Below are 23,520 nucleotides of genomic sequence, written 5' to 3'. Positions count from 1 at the left end.
GTGTCAGCACAGTCGGACCGGTTCGCCCGGGCCCTGCGGCCAGGCCGTCAGCGGGGTGAAGCCGCGGTGGCCGCACTCGCCGAAGACCTTGACCGGGGCGCCGCCGGACAGGGCGACCAGGCGCCACAGGCCGGGGCGGGAGCGGGCGGTGGCGGTGAGCGGCAGGGCGGCCTCGCCGTCGGCGTCCGCGAGCTGCCAGCTGTCACCGTCCGGCGTCGGGACGACCTGGTCCAGGGTCACCGGGACCGACTCCAGCCACGGGTCGTCGCGGAGCGCCTCGCCGTAGCGGGCGGCGGCCCGGGTCGTCGTCATCCCCGGCGGACGTATGGAGGAGGGAGCAGGTGGCGCGAACTGTTCGGTCAGGGCCGCGCGTTGTCGCCCGGCGCCCGGGTACGCGGAGATCTCCGCGTCCAGGGCCAGGCCCACCGGCAGGGCGAGTTCGGGGGCGCGGCCCGCGGCGCCGTAAGAGAGGAGCAGGGCGCTGCGGCCGGAGTCGGCGCCGTGCAACCAGATGCGGCGGGTCGTCAGACGGGTGTCCGCCGTGTCGTACTGGGCGAGCACCAGCCAGTGGTCCCGTACCGCAGGGCCGTCCGGGGAGGCGGGCAGGCCGATACGGGAACGGACTGTCGCCGCCAGGCCGTCCGGCAGTCGGTCGCGATGCAGCCAGCCCTGGTCCAGGAGATGGAGGAGAGCGCACTCCTCCAGCAACCGCACCGGCCAGCCGGGTCCCGAGGACGGGATCGCCCCCAACTCCCGCACTCGCGCCGCGAGTCCCGACGCCTGGGCGTCGACCATGCGGGCCGCCGTCTCCTCCCACAGCCCGTACCCCGTCTGCTCCGCACCGGCCAGCCCCCCACGCAGCAGATCCATGAGCCGCTGCTCCAGCTCCGTCGCCCCCGCGGTGATCCGCTCGGCCCGGCGCTCCGCCCGGCGCCGCGCCGCCTCCGGATCACCCGAGCCGGACGGCGACGCCCCCGCGTCCTTCTTCTCCTCCGCCCTCTTCCTTCTCCCCTCCATCCACTGCTCCGCCCAGTCCGGCGCCGACCCCCGCGGCACCGCACCGTCCTCGCCCGCCCAGAGCAGCAGCAGCCCGAGCGCGTGCTTGCACGGGAACTTCCGGCTCGGGCAACTGCACTTGTACGCGGGCCCGGACACGTCCGCGATGTCCACGACCGTCTGATACGGCTTGCTGCCACTGCCCTTGCACAGCCCCCACACCGTCCCCTCGTCGGAACTCCCCGCCTCGGACCACGGCCCCGCCGCCCCGAGTTTGCTTCCCGCTTTGCGTGACGATGCGTCAGGCGCCAGTGCCAGCACCTGGTCCGCCGTCCAGCGCACCCCCTGCTGAGTCATGTCTTCGACGGTAGATCCCACCACTGACAATCGGTCCGCCGAGCGCTACTGCGAGTGCGTTTTCGCAGGTCAGAGCGATTGTCAGTGGTGTGGTGCAAGGTGGGTGCCAGATCCGAGAACGGCAGAACCGGCCGAGCTGGAGGGGGACTTCGTCATGTCTGTGTCCGTTGAGCCCATGCCCGTGGAAACAGGGGAGACGACGCCTGCCCAGGCGTTGCGACCGCACGCCGAGGACGCCTTCGCCGCAGAACTCCTCGCACTGGCCGCCCAGGACGACCGCCCCCGCCCGGCCCGCTGGAAACTGTCGCCGTGGGCGGTGGCGACGTACCTGCTCGGTGGCACCCTGCCCGACGGCACCGTGATCACCCCGAAGTACGTGGGCCCGCGCCGCATCGTCGAGGTCGCCGTGACCACCCTCGCCACCGACCGCGCCCTGCTCCTGCTCGGCGTGCCCGGTACGGCGAAGACCTGGGTCTCCGAGCACCTGGCCGCGGCGGTCAGCGGCGACTCGACCCTCCTGGTGCAGGGCACGGCCGGCACACCGGAGGAGGCGATCCGGTACGGCTGGAACTACGCGCAGCTGCTGGCGAACGGCCCGAGCCGCGACGCGCTGGTGCCCAGCCCGGTGATGCGGGCCATGGCCGAGGGAATGACGGCACGGGTCGAGGAGCTGACCCGCATCCCCGCCGACGTCCAGGACACGCTCATCACCATCCTGTCCGAAAAGACGCTGCCGATACCGGAGTTGGGGCAGGAGGTGCAGGCCGTCCGTGGCTTCAACCTCATCGCCACGGCCAACGACCGCGACCGCGGGGTCAACGACCTGTCCAGCGCCCTGCGCCGCCGCTTCAACACGGTCGTGCTGCCACTGCCGGAGAGCGTCGAGGCCGAGGTCGACATCGTCTCGCGGCGCGTCGACCAGATCGGCCGCTCCCTCGACCTGCCGGCCGTGCCCGAGGGGATCGACGAGATCCGTCGTGTGGTGACCGTCTTCCGCGAACTGCGCGACGGGGTCACGGCCGACGGCCGGACGAAGGTCAAGTCGCCCAGCGGCACGCTGTCCACGGCGGAGGCCATCTCCGTCGTCACCAACGGCCTCGCGCTGGCCGCCCACTTCGGGGACGGCGTGCTGCGCGCCGGGGACGTGGCCGCGGGCATCCTCGGCGCCGTCGTCCGTGACCCGGCGGCCGACCGGGTCGTCTGGCAGGAGTACCTGGAAGCGGTGGTCCGTGAGCGCGACGGCTGGACGGACTTCTACCGCGCCTGCCGCGAGGTGAGCGGATGAGCGGCGAGGACCTGGGATGGGGGAAGCCCGGCGGGGGCGAGGGAGGCGGCGGCTCGGGGGGCACGGGCACAGGTGGCACGGGTGGGGGACAGGGGTCGGCGTTTCCTGAGGGGAGGGGATGGTGTGACCGGGATTGACGGGAGTGAGGGTGAGGTCCGGGTGACTGGTGGGGCGCCGTTGCTGCTCGGCGTACGGCACCACGGGCCCGGGTCGGCACGGGCGGTGCGGGCGGCGCTGGACGCGGCCCGGCCGCGGGTCGTGCTCATCGAGGGACCGCCTGAGGCGGACGCCCTGATCCCGCTGGCCGCCGACGCGGACATGCGACCACCGGTAGCCCTCCTGGCACACGCCGTGGACGAGCCCGGCCGGTCCGCGTTCTGGCCGCTGGCCGAGTTCTCGCCGGAGTGGGTGGCGATCCGGTGGGCCCTGGAGCGTGGGATCCCGGCCCGGTTCATCGACTTGCCGGCGACGCACTCGCTGGCGTGGGGAAGCGACGAGGCGGCTCACGGGACGGACGGCACGGGTGGGGCGGACGGGACGGGCGGATCGGAGACTGCCGAGTCGGTCGACGTCCGGGTCGACCCCCTCGCCGTGCTCGCCGAGACGGCCGGCTACGGCGACCCCGAGCGCTGGTGGGAGGACGTCGTCGAGCACCGGAGCGGCGGCCAGGGCGATGTGTTCGGCCCGTTCCTCGCGCTGGAGGAGGCCATGGGGGCGCTGCGCGAGACGTACGGGCACGGGGGTCATGACAAGGACCTCGTGCGGGAGGCGTACATGCGGCTCCAAGTACGGGCGGCACAACGCGAGTTCGAGGGCGACGTGGCCGTCGTGTGCGGGGCGTGGCATGTGCCCGCGCTACGGCAGAAGGCGTCCGTCGCCGCCGACCGGGCGCTGCTGAAGGGGCTGCCGAAGGTCAAGGCGGACATGACGTGGGTGCCGTGGACGCACCGCAGGCTCTCCCGGGTCAGCGGTTACGGGGCGGGCATCGACTCGCCAGGGTGGTACGGGCATCTGTTCACCGCGCCGGACCGGCCGATCGAGCGGTGGATGACCAAGGTGGCGGGGCTGCTGCGGGCGGAGGACCGGCTCGTCTCCTCGGCGCATGTCATCGAGGCGGTGCGGCTGGCGGAGACGCTCGCGGCCATGCGCGGGCGCCCGCTGGCCGGGCTGAGCGAGACCACCGACGCTGTGCGGGCGGTGATGTGCGAGGGCTCGGACGTACCGCTGGCGCTGGTCCACGACCGGCTCGTGGTCGGGGACGTGCTCGGCGAGGTGCCGCAGGGGGCGCCCGCGGTGCCGTTGCAGCGGGACCTGGAGCGGGCGCAGCGCCGACTGCGGCTCAAACCGGAGGCGCTGGAGCGGGAGTTGGAGCTCGATCTGCGCAAGGAGACCGACGCCGGACGCAGCAGGCTGCTGCACCGGCTGCGGCTGCTGGGCGTGGCATGGGGTGAGCCCGTGGCGTCGCGGGGGAGCACGGGCACGTTCCGGGAGACGTGGCGGCTGCGCTGGGAACCGGAGCTGTCGGTGCGGGTCGCGGAGGCCGGGGTGTGGGGCACGACCGTGCCGGCCGCGGCGACGGCCAAGGCGGAGGCGGATGCCGTCGGGGCGCCGAGCCTCGCCGACGTCACCGCCCTCGCGGAGCGCTGTCTGCTCGCCGAACTCCCGGACGCGCTCCCGGTGGTGATGCAGGTCCTCGCCGACCGCGCGGCACTCGACGCGGACGTCGGCCATCTGGCCCAGGCTCTGCCGGCCCTGGTCCGCTCCCTGCGCTACGGCGACGTCAGAGGCACCGACACCCACGCCCTCACAGAGGTCGCCGAGGGCCTCGCCGAACGGATATTCGTCGGCCTCCCCCCGGCCTGCGCCGCCCTGGACGCGGATGCCGCCGAAGAGATGCGACGCCATGTGGACGCGGTGCATGGGGCGGTGGGCTTGTTGGGGGAGACGGGCGCGGTGGAGACCGCGGCCGATCGCGGAGACGTGGCCGTGGAGGGAGCGGGGGGCGAACCGGGGGGCGCGGTTGCGGCGCGAGGGGTGGTTGCGGCGCGGGGGGTTGTTTCGGCTTGTGGGCCCGGTGGGCTGCGTGGCCGTTGGCACTCCGTGCTGAGGGTGCTGAGCGAGCGGGACAGCGTGCCCGGGGTCGTCCGGGGGCGGGCCGTGCGGTTGTTGCTCGACGACGGGGAGTTGGGGCAGGACGAGGCGGCGCGGCTCATGGGGCTCGTGCTGTCGCCGGGGACGCCACCGGCGGACGCGGCGGCCTGGATCGAGGGATTCGTCGGAGGGGGCGCCGGGGGCGGGATGCTGCTCGTGCACGACGAGCGGCTGCTCGGCCTGGTCGACGCCTGGCTGACCGGGGTTCCGGCGGACGCCTTCACGGATGTGCTGCCGCTGCTGCGGAGGACCTTCTCGGCCTACGAGACGGGGGTGCGGCGGACGCTCGGCGAACTGGTCCGGCGGGGACCGGGCGAGCGACGCGGCGGAGTGCCGGGCGGCGGTGCCGGCGTCCCCGGTTTCGCCGCCGAGCTCGATGCCGCGCGGGCGGACGCGGTACTGCCGGTGGTGCGGCTGTTGCTGGGGCTGGACGGCGTTCCTGTTCAGCGGGGCGCCGACGACAACGACCTTGCGGGGGTGGCGGGATGACGACCGAGTGGATGAGCGGACCGGGGGAGAACGCCGAGGGGGCGGACGCGGTCGCGGACGGGCAGGGGGTGGAGCCGGCGGCGACGGGCGTGCGGGTTGTGCCGCTCTGGGCGCGGCCTCTGGGGGAGCCGGAGGAGCCGGGGTGGTCCATGGCGGGGCGAGCGGGGGTGGGTTGGAGCGCCACGAGCGGCACGAGTGCCACGCTGCGTGGTCCGGCCACGGAGCGACCGGCGACGGGCCGACTGACGACCGGCCGACCGGTGACGGTAGGGGCGGCGACGGGACGGGCGGCGACCGGCGGGGTAGCGACGGTGCCGGCGGCGAGTGGTCCGCCGCCGACGGTGCGGGCCGCGGGCGGTCAGCCGCGGTCCGGGCAGTCGGCATCCGGGCCGTCAGCATCCGGGCAGTCGGCATCGAGGCAGTCGGCGTCGGAGCGGCCGGCGTCGGGACGGCCGGGGCACGGGGCGGCAGCCCGGCAGGCTTCGACGGGTCGGTTGCGCAAGGGGGCCGGCGTATGACGGACGCGGTGACGGACCTGGCGCAGGAGCGCCTGCGGCGGTGGCGGCTGGTGCTCGGTGGGGACGCGGCGGACGGGACCGGGTGCACGCTCTCCGGGCAGGACGCCGCCATGGACGGGGCGCTCGCCGCGCTGTACGGGAAGGGGGACCGGCAGGGGCAGTCGGGGCGGGACCGTTCGGCGGGTCTGGGGGCCTCGGCGCCGTCCGTGGCGCGCTGGCTCGGCGACATCCGGACGTACTTCCCGTCCTCGGTCGTCCAGGTGATGCAGCGCGACGCCATCGACCGGCTCGGCCTTGCCGCGCTGCTGCTGGAGCCGGAGATGCTGGAGGCGGTGGAGGCCGACGTGCATCTCGTCGGCACGCTGCTCTCGCTCAACAAGGCGATGCCGGAGACGACGAAGGAGACGGCTCGGGCCGTCGTCCGCAAGGTCGTCGAGGATCTCGAGAATCGGCTCGCCACCCGGACCCGGGCCACCCTCACCGGCGCCCTCGACCGCAGCGCCCGGGTCAACCGGCCCCGCCACCACGACATCGACTGGAACCGCACGATCGCGGCCAACCTCAAGCACTACCTGCCGGAGTACCGGACGATCGTGCCCGAGCGGCTCATCGGTTACGGGCGGGCCTCGCAGTCGGTGAAGAAGGAGGTCGTCCTCTGCATCGACCAGTCGGGGTCGATGGCGGCGTCGGTCGTGTACGCGTCCGTGTTCGGGGCGGTGCTCGCCTCCATGCGGTCCATCGACACGAGACTCGTCGTCTTCGACACCGCGGTCGTCGACCTCACCGACCAACTGGACGACCCCGTCGACGTCCTCTTCGGCACCCAGCTCGGCGGCGGCACGGACATCAACCGGGCGCTCGCGTACTGCCAGTCGCAGATCACCCGGCCCGCGGAGACGGTCGTCGTGCTGATCAGCGACCTGTACGAGGGCGGCATACGCGACGAGATGCTCAAGCGGGTCGCGGCGATGAAGGCGTCGGGCGTGCAGTTCGTGGCGCTGCTCGCGCTGTCCGACGAGGGGGCGCCGGCCTACGACAGGGAGCACGCCGCCGCGCTCGCCGCGCTGGGGGCGCCGGCCTTCGCCTGTACGCCGGACCTGTTCCCGGAGGTCATGGCCGCGGCGATCGAGAAGCGGCCGATTCCGGTGCCGGAAGGGTGATTTGTCGATCCATTGACCACTGACACGGACCAGCAAAACGGACATGAGTACCCATCGGTAACAGGGGGCTTGCGCAACCTCCGCACTCCCGTGCGAGTATCGACGCCTCTTCTAGCTCGCTACGCGTGATGTGTTCCGCCGTACGGGGAGGACCCGCCCGTCTTGACCTGGTCAGCCGCACTGCCCGGTGCCGCCCTGCGCGTGTTGCGCACGGCGGTGGGGCGGCGTGCGCTGCAAGTGGTCGTGCTGGTGGGCGGGTTGTTCGCGCTCGGGTTCCTCTGCGGGGAGCGGGCGAGCGCGGCGGAGGGGCTGCCCACGGCGACGTCCGTGGTGACGTCCGTGACCTCGGCGACCGGCACGGGCGGTACGTCCGAGGACAAGGTCCTTCGCCCGGTGACCGAACAGGTCGTCGGAGCCGTGGACAGCAAGGTCGTACAGCCGGTCGGTGACCTGGTCGAGACGGTCACCGATGGGCTGGCCGAGGTGCCGGAGCAGGTGCCGCCGCTGTCGACGTTGCCGAGCCTGCCGTCTTTCCCGTCGGCGCCCGAGCTGCCGGTGGTGCCGGTGTCGCCGGTGCAGACCCTGCCGGTGCCGGTCGCGCAGACGCCCCGGCCGGACGGGCCGGAGCGGGGTTCGACCGACGGACATGGCTCGATCGCTGGGCACGACTCCGGCAAGGCGGCCAAGGCCGCGACCGCAGCCACGCGTACGGCCGTCGGCGACTACGGCCCGCCGTCCGTCGCCGGTTCCCCCGTGACGGGTACGCCGTCCCGGGCGCACGGGCATCGTGCCGCCGCGTCGGCCGGGTACCTCCCCGTGCAGCAGGCGCCCGTGGGTGACCAGGGCTGGGCGCTGGGCCATCGGCCCGGTGTGGACAACGGCTCGTCGCGGCACGGCGACGCCCAGGCCGTGTCCCTGAGCGACCGGGCACCGCTGCGGCTCGCGCCGGGCGGCATCGTGCGGGCCGACGCGGACGGCACGCGGGACAGGCACCGGGACATTCCGGTTTCCCCGGCCTAGGCAGGCGCTTCCCCCGCCGCCGACCTGCCGCGCGGGGGCGGACCAGGTCTGCCCGCCGGTCCGGACCGCTTCTCTGCGAAGCGCCGCCGGACATGTCCCCAGCCATCCGAAGCCGGCCCGCACCCCCAGGGCCTTCGGACCTCCAGTTCCCGAGGATCTGACGTACTCATGAACAAGAACATCCGCCGCTCCATCGTCATAGCCGCCGGCGTCACCGGCGCGTGGGCGCTCGGCTCCAGCGTCGCGAGCGCCGACGAGCTGCCGGCCTCCTCCCTCTCCGTCTCGGACACGACGACGGACCTGACGAACGGCGTCACCGACACGGTCGCGGACACGCTGACCGGCGTGACCGACACGGTCGACGGCGTCGTCTCCGGCGTGACCTCCACGGTTGAGGACCCGCCCGCGGACACCACGACAGAGGCCACCACCGCCCGCCGGACGAAGCCGACCACCGCCGCCGCGACCGTTCCGACCTCCAAGGCGTCGAAGATCAAGGGCGCCGCGGCGATCCAGGGCGCGAAGGCCGCCCGAGCCGCGCAGGCCCAGGCCAAGACGACGGCCACCGAGACGGTCAGCACCACTCGGACGGCCACTCGGACGACCGCCCAGCCGACCGCGCAGTCCGCCGCCCGAACCTCCCTCTCCGACGCCGGCGCCCCGCAGGACGAGGTCGACTACCTCTTCGGCCCCCTCATCGCGTTCGCCCCGGAGCTGGAGCGAGCCCTCGCCGGTGCGCAGACCAGGCTCCAGGGCGCCCAGTCGGCGGCGCGCACCCAGGCGCAGGGCGTCGACGGCGTCGTACGGACGAAGGCGCAGCAGGTCGTGGCGGGTGCGGGCCGCACCACGTCGGCCACGAGCGCCACCGCGCACACGACACTCACCGGCGCCGAGGGCCGAGTGGCCGACGCACAGCAGCATGCCCTCGGCGCCGCCACCGCCCTCCCCGCCACCCTCGCCCCCATCGCCGACGAGACCGCGGCCGCAGCCGTCCCGCCCCTGGCGACCACGGCGGTGAACGGCGTCCGTCCGGTCGCCGCCGCCGCGGTCGCCGGTGTCCGCCAGGTGGCGGCAGGTGTCGTTGCCGACATGCCTCCGTACGCCACCGGTCTCGTGGGGGAGGCCGCCGGGGATGCCACCGGGGCCGTGCTCCCGCCGGTGGTGAACAGCGCCGTGCGTGGGGTGGTGCCCGTCGTGGGGCAGGCCGTGGTCGACGCGGGGGCGCTGGCGTACGGCGTCACGGGGGACGTGCGGGAGACCGTCGGCGGGGTGGCTCCGCTCGTCAACGGGGTGGCCGGGCAGGCCACCGCTCTGGCGTACGGCGTCACCGGCGCCGTCCAGCCGGTCGTCGAAATCGTGCAGCCGGTCGTGCGGGGAGTCGGCGGCAGCGCCGAGACCTTCGCGTACGGCGTGACGGGCGACGCGTGGCAGACCCTCGACGCCGTCGCGCCCGTCGTCGAACACACGGTCGACGGTGTGGCTCCCGTCGCCGCGAACGCCGTCACCGGTGTCCAGGGCGTCGCCGAGTCGGCCACCCCGGGATACGCCCAGCACGCCCAGCAGCTGTACGGGGCGCCGTACGGCGTCTGACCCCCGACTCCGCGAGGGCGCACGCTCGGACGGCCGAAAGCCATCGGTTTGTCCGGCGTGGCCCCTCGCGGTCGGAGCCGGGCGGTCCCCATTGGGGTGGGGATCAGCGGCTCTGTGCCCCTAAGGGGCTGTTCAGGGGCCTCACCGGGTCAACCCCAGCCCGGTGAGGCCCTTTCGCCTGTGTTCCGAAGGCCTCACTTCCGGCACGCCGTGCCAGTGAGGGCGGCATCATGTGACAGGTATCACCGCTCAGGTGTGACCCTCGATTTAGGGGCCCTCCGCAACCAGCGATAACCTGCGAGACGGACATGCCGCGCGCTCGGACACCGTGTGCGCCTCCCTTGTGACACAGACAGTGGTCGGACGTCACGTTGCCCTCGCGGCACGCCCACGCAGACAACGAACCGCGAGATCACTGATAGGGACGGAAGCGCGTGGACCTGTTCGAGTACCAGGCGAGGGACCTCTTCGCCAAGCACGATGTACCGGTGCTGGCCGGTGAAGTCATCGACACGCCTGAGGCGGCCCGCGCAGCCACTGAGCGTCTCGGTGGCAAGTCCGTAGTCAAGGCCCAGGTGAAGGTCGGCGGCCGTGGCAAGGCCGGTGGCGTGAAGCTCGCCGCCACCGCCGACGAGGCGGTCGAGCACGCGACCAACATCCTCGGCATGGACATCAAGGGCCACACGGTCCACAAGGTGATGATCGCCGAGACGGCCCCGGAGATCGTGGAGGAGTACTACGTCTCCTACCTCCTGGACCGTGCCAACCGCACCTTCCTCTCCATCGCGTCCGTCGAGGGCGGCATGGAGATCGAGGAGGTGGCGGAGACCCGCCCCGAGGCCGTCGCCAAGACACCGATCGACGCCAACGTCGGTGTGACCCCCGAGGTCGCCCGCCAGATCGTCGAGGCCGCGAACTTCCCGGCCGAGGTCGCCGACAAGGTCGAGAACGTCCTGGTCACCCTGTGGAAGACCTTCATCGAGGAGGACGCCCTCCTCGTCGAGGTCAACCCGCTGGCCAAGGTCGCCTCCGGTGACGTCATCGCCCTGGACGGCAAGGTCTCCCTCGACGAGAACGCCGAGTTCCGTCAGCCGGAGCACGAGGCCCTCCAGGACAAGGACGCGGCCAACCCGCTCGAGGCCGCCGCCAAGGAGAAGAACCTCAACTACGTCAAGCTCGACGGCGAGGTCGGCATCATCGGTAACGGTGCCGGTCTGGTCATGTCGACGCTGGACGTCGTCGCGTACGCCGGTGAGAACCACGGTGGCGTGAAGCCGGCCAACTTCCTCGACATCGGCGGTGGCGCCTCCGCCGCCGTCATGGCGAACGGCCTGGAGATCATCCTCGGCGACCCCGACGTCAAGTCGGTCTTCGTCAACGTCTTCGGTGGCATCACCGCCTGTGACGAGGTCGCCAACGGCATCGTCCAGGCGCTTCAGCTGCTCGCCGACAAGGGCGAGGAAGTCACCAAGCCGCTGGTCGTCCGGCTGGACGGCAACAACGCCGAGCTGGGTCGCAAGATCCTCTCCGACGCCAACCACCCGCTGGTCCAGCGCGTGGACACCATGGACGGCGCGGCCGACAAGGCCGCCGAGCTCGCGGCTGCGAAGTAAGGGAAGAGGGACAGAACAGCCATGGCTATCTTCCTGAACAAGGACAGCAAGGTCATCGTCCAGGGCATGACCGGCTCCACGGGCATGAAGCACACCAAGCTCATGCTCGCCGACGGCACGAACATCGTCGGTGGCGTGAACCCGCGCAAGGCGGGCACGACCGTGGACGTCGACGGCACGGAGATCCCGGTCTTCGGCACCGTCGCCGAGGCGATCGAGAAGACGGGCGCGAACGTGTCCGTCCTCTTCGTACCGCCGGCCTTCGCCAAGGCCGCCGTGGTCGAGGCGATCGACGCCGAGATCCCCCTCGCGGTCGTCATCACCGAGGGCATCGCGGTCCACGACTCGGCGGCGTTCTACGCCTACGCCGTGTCGAAGGGCAACAAGACCCGCATCATCGGCCCGAACTGCCCCGGTCTCATCACCCCGGGCCAGTCCAACGCCGGCATCATCCCGGGCGACATCACCAAGCCGGGCCGCATCGGCCTGGTCTCGAAGTCCGGCACGCTGACGTACCAGATGATGTACGAGCTCCGTGACATCGGCTTCTCGTCGGCCGTCGGCATCGGTGGCGACCCGGTCATCGGTACGACGCACATCGACGCGCTCGCCGCGTTCGAGGCCGACCCCGACACCGACCTGATCGTGATGATCGGTGAGATCGGTGGCGACGCCGAGGAGCGCGCGGCCGCGTTCATCGCGGAGAACGTGAAGAAGCCGGTCGTCGGCTACGTCGCGGGCTTCACGGCTCCCGAGGGCAAGACCATGGGCCACGCCGGCGCCATCGTCTCCGGCTCCTCCGGTACGGCCGCCGCGAAGAAGGAGGCCCTTGAGGCCGCGGGCGTCAAGGTCGGCAAGACGCCGACCGAGACGGCGAAGCTGGCGCGCGAGATCCTCGCCGGCTGAGCAGGTACCCGGCTGAACGTTGATGGGCTCGCTCCGGGATCGGGGCGGGCCCATCGGTGCGTTGCGGGGAACTGCGCGATCAGCCCCCACCGGCCCGCGCCTAACGACTCAGCGGTAGCACCCTCTGCGGACCGCTCGTCAGCCCGCCCCGCAGCTTCTCCCGCAACTCCACCTCCGCATCCGACAGCGGCCCCTGCGCGACCCGAGGCGGCACCCCTTGGATCTCCGCCCCCGGCGCGATCGGCGGCTCATAGTGCGTGGGTGCCGTCCGGACCGTCAGTGCCGTCGTGCCGATCAGTGCCACCGTGAACGCGATCGCCGCCCGGGTCCAGAAACGGGCCCGGCGTTCGCTTCCCGTCCGTACCACCGGCGGCCTCGCCGCGCGCAAGCGCTCCGTGGAGGCGAGTCCGGTCAGCCGGCGGTGCAGCTCGGCGGGATCGGAGAGGTCCGGCAGACGCGCGGCGATCGCCTCGCGCGCGTTCATCAGCCGCCCGGCCGCCGCCGGCGTGCTCGCCTCCGTCTCCGCCGCCGTCTCCGGCAGGTCGAGGCCGACACCGTCGTACAGCACGAGCGTGCGCCGCTGGGGTGTCGGCAGACGCAGGAGTACGGCCAGCAGGGCGCGGTCGGAGGCGTCGGCGGGCGGGGCCTCCGGGTGGCGGTAGCGGGGGCGGAAGCGGTGCCAGGGGGAGAGGGCGTACTCGTACGCCGTGGCCCGCACCCAGCCCGCCGGGTCACGGTCGACCGCCACCTCCGGCCAGCGCTGCCAGGCCAGCTGGAACGCCCGCTCGACCGACTCACGGGCCAGCTCGCGCCGCCCGGTGAGCAGATAGGCCTGCCGGACGAGTGCGGGGGCGCAGAACGCGTAGAGCGCGTCGAAGGCCTGAGCGGGGGTCAGGGGAGGTGAGGGTGAGGTCGGTTCGGCGGCTGGTTCCTGAGGCTCCGGTTCCGGTACCTCCGGTGCACTCTCCTGAGATGCCGTCACCTCGGGCTGCCGGGGCTCTTCTTCCTCCACCAAGGTGCTCAACAGTCTCGCGTACACCTCCCGCTTGCGGCCGCGGGGGTTCGTACGGCCGGACTCCCACGCGCGGACCGTCTCCCGGGTGACCCCCACCCGTTCGGCGACCTGAGCCTGCGTCAGGGACCCGGCCTCGCGCAGGCGTCGGCGTTCCTTGGGCGAGGGGAGCGGGGTTGCAGGGCTCTGCGTCACAGGGCGCCCCTTCGTACGAAAAAGTACATAGTCGTATATTGAGCGACACGGCAAGAGTTCGCCTGTTACGACGGGAAAGCGCGTGTCGTTGGGACCATGGCGGTCGTGATCCAGATGACCCTTCGCCGAACGCCCCTGTCGTCCCTGCTCACCCGGTGGCGCGACCGTTCGCCCGGACTGGCCGCGGGCCTGCTCGGCGGGGCGCTCGCGGCGGGGCTCGGACTCGGCTCGCTCGCCGTGCTGGTGATGGTGCTGTGGATCAGCTCGCCGTATCCGGACAGCGGGCCGGGTGGGGCGCTGCATGTCGCGGCGGGACTGTGGCTGCTCGCGCACGGCACGGAACTGGTCCGCACGGACACGCTGTCCGGGGTCCCGGCACCGGTCGGCGTCACTCCGTTGCTGCTGCTCGTCCTGCCGGTGTGGCTGGTGTACCGGGCGGCGCGCGACGCGGTCGCCGACGACGAGGATCTGGCCGCCGTCTCGGGACGGACGGCGTTCACCGGTGTCGTCCTCGGCTATCTGGCCGTCGGCACCGGGGCCGCGCTGTACGCGGCGGGCGGCGAGCTGCGGCCGTCGTGGGCGTGGACCGGGGTGTGCGTGCCGCTCGTGGTGGCGACGGCGGCGGGCGCGGGCGTCTGGACGGCGTACGGCCGCCCGCGCGACCCTGTCGACAGCGCGCTGCTCCTGTTGCCGGCGTCGGTCCGCCGGCTCGTCCTCGGCCCGGACGCCCGGCAGCGGCTCGGGGTGGCGGCGCGGGCGGCCGGGGCCGGGGTCGCCCTGCTCGTCGGCGGCGGTGCGCTGCTGCTGGCGTCGTCGTTGGTGTGGCACGGCGGGGAGGCGCGGGCCTCCTTCCTCCAGTTGACGGAGGGCTGGTCGGGCCGGTTCGCCGTACTGCTGCTGTGTGCGGCGCTCGTGCCGAACGCGGCCGTGTGGGCGGTGTCGTACGCCGTCGGGCCCGGGTTCGCGCTGGGCGCGGGGCATGTTGTCGGCCCGCTCTCCTCCGCACCGGCTCCGCTCCTGCCGCCGTTCCCGCTGCTGGCGGCGGTGCCGGGGACGGGGCCGGGGACGTGGCTCAACTGGGCTGCGGGGGCGGTGCCGTTGGTGGCCGGGGTGACGGTGGGGTGGTTCGTGGCGGGGGCGGCGAGCGGTTTTGTGGTCCCAGGCGGTGTCGACACGCGGCGCGGGGGAGCGGGAACGATGGGCGGCCGTCAGGAGAAGGGGGCGCGTGCGGCGGCCGGTGGAGCACGGGTGGGCCAGGGCGCCGATCCCTGGTCGCGAGGGCGGACGGCCGGCACCGCCGGGCTCGCCGCCGCGCTCTGCGCCGCCTCGGTCGCGGTGCTCGCCGCGCTCGCGGGCGGACCGCTCGGGGTGGCCGCGCTGGCCTGGTTCGGACCGGTCTGGTGGCTGACCGGAACGGCGACGCTGCTGTGGACCGCGACGACGGCGATCCCCACGGCACTGGGACTGCGGGCCTGGCGGTGCCGGGAGCGGCGGGATCGAGGGGCACGCCGGACGCGGGCGGCCAAGGCAACCGCGTCTCAGGGAGAAGTACCGGGGTCGCGGGGACAGGCGTCGGAGTCGCGGGGCCAGGTGTCCGAGGCTGGGGCGCGGGAGCCGATGGGCTTTGCGGGCGCTGGGGGCTCCGCGGGCGCCCCGGGGTCTGCGGGCGCCCCAGGCTCTATGGGCTCTTCGGGGTCTGCGGGCGCCCCGGGGTCCGCGACGGCCCCACGGGCCACCTGGGCCGTAGGGGCTGAGGCGGGGCCGGAGACGACGCCGCCGGCGGCGGCGAGGCGCTGGTTCGGGCGCCGAAAGCGTGCCGGTCGGCCCGCGGCCCCCGGCAGCCATGTCCCCCAGGCGTCTGTCTCACGGGCGCCCACCGCCCAGGCGCCGCTCCAGCAGACGTCCGCCCCCGAGACGTCCGTCGACTTTCCGCCCGCCGACCCCCACCGGCCCGCGTCCCCGGGCGCCCCGGTGGGCCAGAGCGCCTGGCACGACGACGACGCCTCCCGTGAGGCCCGCTGGGCGGCGCTCAGGGAGGCGTCGGACAACGAGTGAGGGTCAGCCGGTGCCCAGGATTCCGCGCAGTTCCTTGGGCAGCAGGTCGCTGCACGAGTCCTTGGCCTGGTTGGTCAGGGCGTCGCTGGTGCAGGTGTAGTAGTCGCTGTAGACGAGCTGGGCCGTGAAGCCGGCGCCGACCAGGACGATCGCCAGGGACGCGGTGACCAGGCCGCTGATCGCCGCCGTGGTCTGGGGGCGGGAGCCCGAGGTGTCCGGCGCGGGGGTGTCGGGATCGGCGGCGCGGGGCTTGTTGCGCAGGGCGCTGACCCCCCAGTACAGGGAGAGCGCGCCGAGCAGCAGGGCCACGTACGGCCAGCTGAACAGGGCGAAGAAGAACGCCCACATACCGCTCAGGAGCGAGTAGCGCGCCCGGCGCTGGGTGGGGTCGGTGGGGTCCCAGCGCATGCCCGTGCCGGGACCGCCTCCCTGGCCGCCCTCGGGGCCGGAGCCGCCGGGGCGGTCGCCGAAGCCGCCGCCGGAGGAGCGGCCGGGCTGGCGGTCGCTCCACTGGCTGCCCCACGGCGAGTCGGAGCCGTCGCCGCCACCGGAGGAGTCGTCGCCCGCCGGGCGGCGCGGCTGCCACGGGCGGTCCGGGGTGCCTTCGGGCGGCGGGGCGAAGGGGTTGTCGTCCTCGGCCGGCTTCTCGGCCGGCTTCTGGTCCGACGGGGCGTCGGGAGGTGACGCGGGGCGCTCCCGCAGCAGCACGCCGCGGCGCTCCCCTCCCTGCACCGACTGCGGGGGGAGCGTGAGGAGTCGCAGGCTGCGGTCCGGCATCAAGTGAGCGTCTTCCCCTAGGTGATACGGCTGATACGGCTGTCTGATGTGAGCCTTCGCTTGGGAAACGCACCGCACGACGACCACGTTCCCGAGTCGGGCCCTCCCAGACGCTACCTTCCGGCCACGCCCCCGTCCCGTGGGGGCCGTCAGGAGTGCCGGTATCGTTGCTGGCGTTCGGCCGCTTCGTAGACTTCCCCGTATCCCGGGGCGCGAAGCATTCGTACGAACGTACAGAGTGAACGTTCCCCGAGAAAGGGCCCCTCGTGGCTAAGCGCCTCGTCGTGCTGGTCTCCGGCTCCGGCACCAACCTCCAGGCGCTCCTCGACGCCGTCGCGGCGAGCGGCACCGAGGCCTATGGCGCCGAGATCGTGGCCGTAGGAGCCGATCGCGAGGGCATCGAGGGGCTCGCCCGGGCCGAGCGGGCCGGCGTCCCCACCTTCGTGTGCAAGGTCAAGGAGTACGGGACCCGCGAGGAGTGGGACGCCGCGCTCGCCGAGGCCGTCGCCGCGTACGAGCCCGACCTGGTGGTCTCCGCGGGGTTCATGAAGATCGTGGGCAAGGAGTTCCTCGCGCGCTTCGGCGGGCGGTTCGTGAACACGCACCCGGCCCTGCTGCCCAGTTTTCCCGGCGCCCACGGCGTCCGTGACGCGCTCGCGTACGGCGCCCGGGTCACCGGCTGCACCGTCCACTTCGTCGACGACGGCGTCGACACCGGCCCGATCATCGCCCAGGGCGTGGTCGAGGTCCGGGACGAGGACTACGAGGACGAAGGTGCCGCTCTGCACGAGCGCATCAAGGAAGTCGAGCGCAAGCTGCTCGTCGAGGTCGTGGGGCGGCTCGCCCGCAACGGCTATCGCATTGAGGGACGAAAGGTAGTTATCCAGTGACCGCCGAGAGCAACGCCAAGCGGGCCATTCGCCGTGCACTTGTCAGCGTCTACGACAAGACCGGTCTCGAGGAGCTCGCCCGTGGGCTGCACGAGGCCGGCGTGGAGCTCGTCTCCACCGGGTCCACCGCCGGACGTATCGCCGCCGCCGGGGTCCCGGTCACCAAGGTCGAAGAGCTGACCGGCTTCCCCGAGTGCCTGGACGGCCGCGTCAAGACGCTGCACCCGCGCGTGCACGCCGGCATCCTCGCCGACCTGCGCCTGGAGGACCACCAGCGGCAGCTGGCCGAGCTGGGCGTCGAGCCGTTCGACCTGGTCGTCGTCAACCTGTACCCGTTCCGTGAGACCGTCGCGTCCGGCGCCTCGCCCGACGAGTGCGTCGAGCAGATCGACATCGGCGGCCCCTCGATGGTCCGCGCGGCGGCGAAGAACCACCCGTCGGTCGCGGTCGTCACCAGCCCCGCGCGGTACGCCGACGTCCTGAGCGCCGTCCAGAACGGTGGGTTCGACCTCGTCACCCGCAAGCGGCTCGCCGCCGAGGCCTTCCAGCACACGGCGTCGTACGACGTGGCCGTCGCCTCCTGGTTCGCGTCCTCCTACGCGCCCGTGGACGAGTCGCGGTTCCCCGACTTCCTGGGCGCCACCTGGGAGCGCGAGAACACCCTCCGCTACGGCGAGAACCCGCACCAGCCGGCCGCCCTGTACGTGGACGCCTCCGGTGCCGGGCTGGCCAAGGCCGAGCAGCTGCACGGCAAGGAGATGTCGTACAACAACTACACGGACACGGACGCCGCCCGCCGTGCCGCGTACGACCACGACGAGCCGGCCGTCGCGATCATCAAGCACGCCAACCCGTGCGGCATCGCGGTCGGCGCGGACGTCGCCGAGGCGCACCGCAAGGCGCACGCGTGCGACCCGCTGTCGGCGTTCGGCGGCGTGATCGCCGTCAACCGTCCGGTCAGCAAGGAGATGGCCGAGCAGGTCGCGGAGATCTTCACCGAGGTCATCGTCGCGCCGGACTACGAGGAGGGGGCCCTGGAGGCCCTCGCCAAGAAGAAGAACATCCGGGTGCTGAAGGCCGAGGGCGCCCCCGCCAACCCGGTCGAGGTCAAGCCGGTCGACGGTGGCGTGCTCCTCCAGGTCACCGACCGCCTCCAGGCGGACGGCGACGACCCGGCCAACTGGACGCTGGCGACGGGCGAGGCGCTGTCCCCGGCCGAGCTCGCCGAGCTGGCCTTCGCCTGGAAGGCCTGCCGCGCGGTCAAGTCCAACGCGATCCTCCTCGCCAAGGACGGCGCCTCGGTCGGCGTCGGCATGGGCCAGGTCAACCGCGTCGACTCCGCGAAGCTGGCCGTCGAGCGGGCGGGCGCCGAGCGCGCGCAGGGGGCGTACGCGGCCTCCGACGCGTTCTTCCCCTTCCCGGACGGCCTGGAGATCCTCGTCGAGGCCGGCGTCAAGGCCGTGGTCCAGCCGGGCGGTTCGGTCCGTGACGAGCTGGTCGTCGAGGCCGCGAAGAAGGCCGGCGTGACGATGTACTTCACGGGCACGCGACACTTCTTCCACTGAGCCGCACGCAAGTGACGAGGGCCCGCCGGTCGTGACCGGCGGGCCCTTCGGCAAGCGGTCGCGGACGCTCGGCGCGGCGCCCGGCGTCAGCGGATCGCCCCGGTCGGCGCGGGGGCGACGCACCAGGGCCGTGTCCCCTCGCACGAGAGGGACACGGCCCTTGGACCGGAGGAGCGTCGGCGGTTCAGTACCGCGGACGCGCGAACCAGGCGGTACCGCTCGGCACCACCGGGGCGGCGGTGATGATGGCGCCGAACACGACCCACAGCAGCGGGAAGATGACCGCGGACGCCATGCCCGAGTCGAGGCCGACGAAGAGGCCGAGCAGACCGACGATCGTGCCGAGCGCGCCGTAGATGACCGTGGTGATACGGACGCCCTGGCCGCCGCGGCCGAACTTGACGGCCAGCGTGATGGAGAGCGCCGCCAGCGCGAGCACGAAGATCGCGATGCCGGCGATGAGGCCGGCCGCGGCGTCACCGATGTCGCTGAGATCGCTGAACGGGTCGTCGGAGGACGAGCTGAGGGAGTCCGCGGAGTCCGAGACGTCGTTCACGAACGCGGCGACGTACAGATAGATCAGGCCGAAGATGATCTGCACCGCGGAGATGATGTAGAGGAAGACGCGGGCCGTCACCAGCAGGCCCGGCATCGACTGCGGGACCATGTTGGCGCCCGGGTAGCCGGGGTACGCCGGTGCCTGCGGATAGGCGCCGTAGGGCTGCTGGGGAGCGCCGTAGGGCTGCTGCGGCGGGATGCCGGGCGGGGCCTGCTGGGGGTAGCCGTAACCGGGAGCGGCCGGCGGCTGCTGGGGCGGGGGCCCGTAGGGGTTGTTCGGATCGCCGAAACTCATGGCGGTGTTCCTCCGTTTGCCGAATGTGCGGGGACGACGAGCGGCACGGTCGGAGGAAGGTTCTACAGATGCGGTTCGTCCCCCCGGTACAGCCCGCGGCACTGTGCCGACAATCGTTCTTCAGTGGCTGGTTCGTTGTCCAGCCGCATTCCATATGTGTTGTGCAAGTGCAACAGAAGCGATCATGGTCGGATACGGCGGACATCCCCCGGGGACCCGGATTGGAACCGGGGCCCGGTCATCCGCGAGGATGGGGGCATGACCGCCCAGATTCTCGATGGCAAGGCCACCGCAGCCGCGATCAAGTCCGATCTGACCGCCCGCGTGGCGGCGCTGAAGGAGAAGGGCGTCACGCCCGGCCTCGGCACGATCCTCGTCGGGACCGACCCCGGCAGCCAGAAGTACGTAGCCGGTAAGCACCGCGACTGCGCCCAGGTCGGTATCGCCTCCATCCAGCGCGAACTGCCGGAGACGGCCACGCAGGAGGAGATCGAGGCGGTGGTGCGCGAGCTGAACGAGGACCCCGCCTGCACGGGATACATCGTCCAACTCCCGCTTCCCAAGGGCATCGACGAGAACCGCATCCTGGAGCTGATGGACCCGGACAAGGACGCCGACGGTCTGCACCCGATGAACCTCGGCCGCCTCGTCCTGGGCGAGCCGGCCCCGCTGCCCTGCACGCCCAACGGCGTCCTCACCCTGCTGCGCCAGTACGGCGTGGAGATCAAGGGCGCCGAGGTCGTGGTCGTCGGCCGCGGTGTCACCATCGGCCGCCCGATGCCGCTGCTGCTCACCCGGCGCAGCGAGAACGCGACCGTCACCCAGTGCCACACCGGCACCCGCGATCTCTCGTCCCACCTCAAGCGCGCGGACATCATCGTCGCCGCCGCAGGCTCGGCCCACCTGATCCGCCCCGAGGACGTGAAGCCGGGCGCCGCCGTCCTCGACGTCGGTGTCTCGCGCAGCGCCGAGGGCAAGATCGTGGGCGACGTCCACCCCGGTGTCGCCGAGGTGGCCGGCTGGATCTCCCCGAACCCCGGTGGTGTCGGCCCGATGACCCGGGCCCAGCTGCTGGTCAACGTGGTCGAGGCGGCGGAGCGCAGTGTCGGCTGACCGCGAGGAGAACGACATCGAGGTCCGGGACCCGATCAGCGCGCCCGACGCCGAGGGCAGGCCGCGGCGCGTCACCCGCCGCTTCCCGCTGTTCACCAGGGACACCGCCCGCCCCGAGGGCGGCGGCCGGGCCGCGCCGCGGGACGCCCCGGCGCCTGCCCGGCAGTGGCCGATCCTCGCCGTGCTGGCCACGGTCGCGGTCGGTCTGCTGGTGATCGCGACCGACCAGTTCCGCGTCGGTTCGCTGCTCATCGGCGCCGGTCTGCTGGCCGGCGGAGCGCTGCGCTGGCTGCTGCCGGACGTCGGCATGCTCGCGGTCCGCTCCCGGTTCACCGACATCGTCACGTACGGCGTGCTGGGCACCGCGATCGCCCTGCTGGCGATGATGGCCCAGCCGAACCCCTGGCTGGTCATCCCGTTCCTGAAGGACGCGCTGCACTTCACGGTCAGCAGCTGACCCGGTGGCCTCATGACGGCGGCCCGTCCTCTCCCCCGAGGAAGGACGGGCCGCCGTCCGCGTCAAGCCTGGTGCACGGCGAACGCCCTGTTCAACGGCTGTCAGCGCGCTGTGCCGCGGAAGTGACCGTTCCGCTACGGTGTCCGGGCCCTGTCACAGCGGCCAGTGCGCGCGGAACCGATCACCGGCCGGGTGTCGTCCGACACCGTGGAGGTGGGTGATGGGCGCCTGGCAGTCGCTGCCGGAGGAGTTGCCGCCGGAGGTGCGGCACCTCGTGGAGCAGCTGCGGAGGCTGAAGGACACGACGGGCCTCAGCCTGGCCGCGCTCGGCGCGCGCACCGCGTACAGCAAGTCCTCCTGGCACCGCTATCTCAACGCCGGCCAGCCGCCGCCCCGGCAGGCGGTGCTGGCGCTGAGCAGGATCGCCGGTGAGGACCCCGCGCGGATCAGCGTCCGCTGGGAACTCGCCATCCAGGCCTGGCCCCGCCCGGCCAACCTGCCCGAACGCCCCGCCGGGGCCGAGGAGTACGAGGACGATCCCACGCTGCCCTGGTGGGAGGAGCCGCCGCCCACGCCGCGCGGTCCGCACCGGATGCTGCTGGCCGCCGTACTCCTGCTGCTCGTGCTGGTCCTCCTCGCGGTCGTCGGCGCCGTGGCGCTTGGGTGAGCCTCGTGCCCGAGGGGCGCGCGTTACGGGCGATGTGCACCCCATGTGTCGATGTATTGACAAGTTCGCGCATGTGCAACGAATCCGTTCGACAAGAGGGCTAGCGTGACCGATCGGGACGGTCCGGGACGTCCTGTCGCTGAAGGACTGGACCGCGACCGGGTGGGCGTGCGACGGTGCATGCCCTCGGCCCCGATGCACCCGTGCGCCCCCACCCCGGGAACTGAGATCCTTGTCCGGCGCATCCCTGTGGGTAGGCCGAACGGGGACTCGGCAGAGGGCAACCACGCACGGGGAAACGCAGCAACAGCCAGCACGACCGGGGGGAAAGAGGGGGGAAGCAATGCCTCGTTGGAGGGCCTTGCCGGATGAACTGGATCCGCAGGTCAGGGAGTTCGCCAGCCAGTTGCGGCGGCTCGTGGACCGCAGTGGACTGAGCATCGCGGCGGTGGCCGACCGCACGGGCTACAGCAAGACGTCCTGGGAGCGTTATCTCAACGGCAGACTGCTCGCGCCCAAGGGCGCGATCGTGGCGCTGGCCGAGGTCACCGGCACCAATCCCATTCACCTGACCACGATGTGGGAACTCGCCGAGCGCGCCTGGAGCCGCTCGGAGATGCGCCACGACATGACCATGGAGGCCATCCGCATCTCCCAGGCGCGCGCCGCGCTCGGGGAGTTCGGAGCGCCGCCGGCCAATGCCAAGGGCGGCAAGACCGCCCGCAAGAGCGGCAGCGCCACGGCGACGCCGGGCGTGGCCGGGCCCGCGGGCGTGGCGCCGACGGTGCCGCCGCAGCCGGCGTCGCCGGATGTGCGGGACGCCCAGGTGTCGCAGGCCGCGCAGTCCGCGCCGGGCGCGCGGGGCGAGTCGGCGCAGGGAAGCCGGGAGAGCGGCGTCAACTCCTGGGGCCTCGCCGGCTACTCCGGGCCTTCGCCGACGGGCGGACGCGCCCCCGACGGACCGGCCTGGTCACCGAACGCGCAGACGCCGTACGGCGACCCCGCGCAGAGCCAGAGCCCGCGCCCGGCCGCCGGGTCCGGCACCGGCGCACCCGGCCCGGCCCGGCCCGGTTCCGGCGCGCCGCGGGGCAAGCGGCGGCTGACGATGTTCCTCGCGGGGGTCGTCGGCGTGCTCGTCGTCATAGCCGCGGCCTACTTCCTCACCGATGGCGGCGGGGACAAGAAGAACGAGGGCGGCAAGGCCTCCCCGAGCCCGACCGCCTCCACTCCGGCGGACCTCCCGGCCGGGGTCAAGTGCAGCGGTGACTCCTGCACGGGCAAGGACGCGGAGAGCATGGGGTGCAGCGGCGACCTGGTGACCACCGCCAAGACCGCCACCGTCGGCACCACCGTCGTGGAGGTCCGCTACAGCAAGACGTGCGGTGCCGCCTGGGGCCGTATCACGCAGGCCGTGCAGGGGGACGCGGTCGCGGTGACCGTCGGCAAGAGCAAGCAGACCGGCTCGATCACCGCGGCCGGGGACACGATCGCGTACACGCCCATGGTGGCGGTGAAGGACGCGGGCGAGGCGAAGGCCTGCGTGACGCTGGCGGCGGGGACGAAGGGGTGCACTCCGTAGCCGCCCGCGGCTGAGAGGAAAGAATTTCGGGGCGGCAGGCATGGCCGGGCGAATCGTGGGCACGCGAACCGTACCCCCACGGGAGTCCGGCCAGGTCGGTACCCCCCATACGGCGGCCGCCTCGTCCCACCTCTCCCGGACGGGCGGCCGTCGCTCTTTGCGCGGGGCGGGTTTCCGGTCGGCTTCGCGGCTTTGTGTGCTGGGCCACAGGGACCCGGCCATCCGAGATCCCGGATGCGCGATAGCCTGACCGGTGGATCTCTTGATGCCAA

The 23,520-nt window shown here is 72.8% G+C and carries 18 protein-coding genes; 14 read left to right on the top strand and 4 right to left on the bottom strand.

Annotated features, from left to right (window positions below):
- Window positions 1-3: 3 nt before the first annotated feature.
- Complete coding sequence (locus ACIHIX_RS03510; protein WP_399949240.1) at window positions 4-1,353, bottom strand: SWIM zinc finger family protein; 1,350 nt, start codon at window positions 1,351-1,353, stop codon at window positions 4-6.
- Window positions 1,354-1,507: 154 nt separating this feature from the next.
- Here ACIHIX_RS03510 and ACIHIX_RS03505 point away from each other — a divergent pair, with 154 nt between their 5' ends.
- The 7 genes from ACIHIX_RS03505 to sucD all read left to right on the top strand — a co-directional run bounded on the left by ACIHIX_RS03505 (window position 1,508) and on the right by sucD (window position 12,085).
- Window positions 1,508-2,638, top strand: a complete 1,131-nt coding sequence (locus ACIHIX_RS03505; RefSeq protein WP_399949238.1) for an AAA family ATPase — start codon at window positions 1,508-1,510, stop codon at window positions 2,636-2,638.
- Window positions 2,639-2,770: 132 nt separating this feature from the next.
- Window positions 2,771-5,278 (top strand): DUF5682 family protein, encoded by a 2,508-nt coding sequence (locus ACIHIX_RS03500; protein WP_399950055.1) that lies wholly within the window; start codon window positions 2,771-2,773, stop codon window positions 5,276-5,278.
- 514 nt (window positions 5,279-5,792) lie between these two features.
- A complete protein-coding gene (locus ACIHIX_RS03495) occupies window positions 5,793-6,956 on the top strand; it encodes a VWA domain-containing protein (RefSeq protein ID WP_399949236.1) in 1,164 nt (387 codons plus the stop codon).
- A gap of 162 nt (window positions 6,957-7,118) precedes the next feature.
- Window positions 7,119-7,976: a hypothetical protein gene (locus ACIHIX_RS03490; protein ID WP_399949234.1), complete on the top strand. Its 858-nt coding sequence runs from the start codon at window positions 7,119-7,121 to the stop codon at window positions 7,974-7,976.
- Between the two features lie 168 nt (window positions 7,977-8,144).
- Window positions 8,145-9,566, top strand: a complete 1,422-nt coding sequence (locus ACIHIX_RS03485) for a hypothetical protein (protein WP_399949232.1) — start codon at window positions 8,145-8,147, stop codon at window positions 9,564-9,566.
- Window positions 9,567-10,000: 434 nt separating this feature from the next.
- Entirely contained in the window at window positions 10,001-11,179 is a 1,179-nt protein-coding gene (gene sucC / locus ACIHIX_RS03480) for an ADP-forming succinate--CoA ligase subunit beta (protein ID WP_399949230.1), read from the top strand.
- Window positions 11,180-11,200: 21 nt separating this feature from the next.
- Window positions 11,201-12,085 (top strand): succinate--CoA ligase subunit alpha, encoded by an 885-nt coding sequence (gene sucD / locus ACIHIX_RS03475; RefSeq protein WP_329335605.1) that lies wholly within the window; start codon window positions 11,201-11,203, stop codon window positions 12,083-12,085.
- A 100-nt stretch (window positions 12,086-12,185) separates the two neighbouring features.
- Here sucD and ACIHIX_RS03470 read toward each other — a convergent pair whose 3' ends face one another.
- Window positions 12,186-13,292 (bottom strand): helix-turn-helix domain-containing protein, encoded by a 1,107-nt coding sequence (locus ACIHIX_RS03470; RefSeq protein WP_399949228.1) that lies wholly within the window; start codon window positions 13,290-13,292, stop codon window positions 12,186-12,188.
- A 96-nt stretch (window positions 13,293-13,388) separates the two neighbouring features.
- Between ACIHIX_RS03470 and ACIHIX_RS03465 the strand changes: the two genes are divergently transcribed.
- The gene (locus tag ACIHIX_RS03465; RefSeq protein ID WP_399949227.1) at window positions 13,389-15,347 is read left to right on the top strand and encodes a DUF6350 family protein; all 1,959 of its coding nucleotides are present in this window, start codon (window positions 13,389-13,391) and stop codon (window positions 15,345-15,347) included.
- A 3-nt stretch (window positions 15,348-15,350) separates the two neighbouring features.
- On the opposite strand, the gene ACIHIX_RS03460 is transcribed toward ACIHIX_RS03465, so the two are convergent.
- Complete coding sequence (locus ACIHIX_RS03460) at window positions 15,351-16,124, bottom strand: hypothetical protein (RefSeq protein WP_399949225.1); 774 nt, start codon at window positions 16,122-16,124, stop codon at window positions 15,351-15,353.
- Between the two features lie 266 nt (window positions 16,125-16,390).
- On the opposite strand from ACIHIX_RS03460, the gene purN reads away from it, so the two are divergent.
- Window positions 16,391-17,014, top strand: coding sequence for a phosphoribosylglycinamide formyltransferase (gene purN / locus ACIHIX_RS03455; RefSeq protein WP_399949223.1), 624 nt, complete (start codon window positions 16,391-16,393; stop codon window positions 17,012-17,014).
- On the top strand, window positions 17,011-18,579 hold the full coding sequence (purH, locus tag ACIHIX_RS03450) for a bifunctional phosphoribosylaminoimidazolecarboxamide formyltransferase/IMP cyclohydrolase (protein ID WP_399949221.1): 1,569 nt from the start codon (window positions 17,011-17,013) through the stop codon (window positions 18,577-18,579). Before purN ends, purH begins: the two co-directional genes overlap by 4 nt.
- Before the next feature lie 184 nt (window positions 18,580-18,763).
- Here purH and ACIHIX_RS03445 read toward each other — a convergent pair whose 3' ends face one another.
- Entirely contained in the window at window positions 18,764-19,432 is a 669-nt protein-coding gene (locus ACIHIX_RS03445; protein WP_399949219.1) for a hypothetical protein, read from the bottom strand.
- 258 nt (window positions 19,433-19,690) lie between these two features.
- Here ACIHIX_RS03445 and ACIHIX_RS03440 point away from each other — a divergent pair, with 258 nt between their 5' ends.
- The 4 genes from ACIHIX_RS03440 to ACIHIX_RS03425 all read left to right on the top strand — a co-directional run bounded on the left by ACIHIX_RS03440 (window position 19,691) and on the right by ACIHIX_RS03425 (window position 23,248).
- Window positions 19,691-20,545, top strand: coding sequence for a bifunctional methylenetetrahydrofolate dehydrogenase/methenyltetrahydrofolate cyclohydrolase (locus ACIHIX_RS03440; protein WP_399949217.1), 855 nt, complete (start codon window positions 19,691-19,693; stop codon window positions 20,543-20,545).
- Window positions 20,535-21,002 (top strand): DUF3017 domain-containing protein, encoded by a 468-nt coding sequence (locus ACIHIX_RS03435; RefSeq protein WP_399949215.1) that lies wholly within the window; start codon window positions 20,535-20,537, stop codon window positions 21,000-21,002. Before ACIHIX_RS03440 ends, ACIHIX_RS03435 begins: the two co-directional genes overlap by 11 nt.
- Window positions 21,003-21,222: 220 nt before the next feature.
- Window positions 21,223-21,669 carry a helix-turn-helix domain-containing protein gene (locus tag ACIHIX_RS03430; RefSeq protein WP_399949213.1) on the top strand — a complete coding sequence of 149 codons (447 nt, stop codon included), beginning with the start codon at window positions 21,223-21,225 and terminating at the stop codon, window positions 21,667-21,669.
- 361 nt (window positions 21,670-22,030) lie between these two features.
- Complete coding sequence (locus ACIHIX_RS03425) at window positions 22,031-23,248, top strand: DUF2690 domain-containing protein (protein ID WP_399949211.1); 1,218 nt, start codon at window positions 22,031-22,033, stop codon at window positions 23,246-23,248.
- Window positions 23,249-23,520: the final 272 nt, after the last annotated feature.

It is taken from the genome of Streptomyces sp. NPDC051913, assembly GCF_044593635.1.
Taxonomy (GTDB): Bacteria; Actinomycetota; Actinomycetes; order Streptomycetales; family Streptomycetaceae; genus Streptomyces.
This window is presented reverse-complemented; position numbering and strand designations above follow the sequence as displayed.

Bases quoted from the DNA above. Each gene is read 5' to 3' on its own strand.
- sucD (WP_329335605.1), top strand. From the start codon at position 11,201: ATGGCTATCTTCCTGAACAAGGACAGCAAGGTCATCGTCCAGGGCATG.
- ACIHIX_RS03510 (WP_399949240.1), bottom strand. From the start codon at position 1,353: ATGACTCAGCAGGGGGTGCGCTGGACGGCGGACCAGGTGCTGGCACTG.
- ACIHIX_RS03505 (WP_399949238.1), top strand. From the start codon at position 1,508: ATGTCTGTGTCCGTTGAGCCCATGCCCGTGGAAACAGGGGAGACGACG.
- ACIHIX_RS03430 (WP_399949213.1), top strand. From the start codon at position 21,223: ATGGGCGCCTGGCAGTCGCTGCCGGAGGAGTTGCCGCCGGAGGTGCGG.
- ACIHIX_RS03440 (WP_399949217.1), top strand. From the start codon at position 19,691: ATGACCGCCCAGATTCTCGATGGCAAGGCCACCGCAGCCGCGATCAAG.
- ACIHIX_RS03495 (WP_399949236.1), top strand. From the start codon at position 5,793: ATGACGGACGCGGTGACGGACCTGGCGCAGGAGCGCCTGCGGCGGTGG.
- ACIHIX_RS03485 (WP_399949232.1), top strand. From the start codon at position 8,145: ATGAACAAGAACATCCGCCGCTCCATCGTCATAGCCGCCGGCGTCACC.
- ACIHIX_RS03460 (WP_399949225.1), bottom strand. From the start codon at position 16,124: ATGCCGGACCGCAGCCTGCGACTCCTCACGCTCCCCCCGCAGTCGGTG.
- ACIHIX_RS03445 (WP_399949219.1), bottom strand. From the start codon at position 19,432: ATGAGTTTCGGCGATCCGAACAACCCCTACGGGCCCCCGCCCCAGCAG.
- ACIHIX_RS03465 (WP_399949227.1), top strand. From the start codon at position 13,389: ATGGCGGTCGTGATCCAGATGACCCTTCGCCGAACGCCCCTGTCGTCC.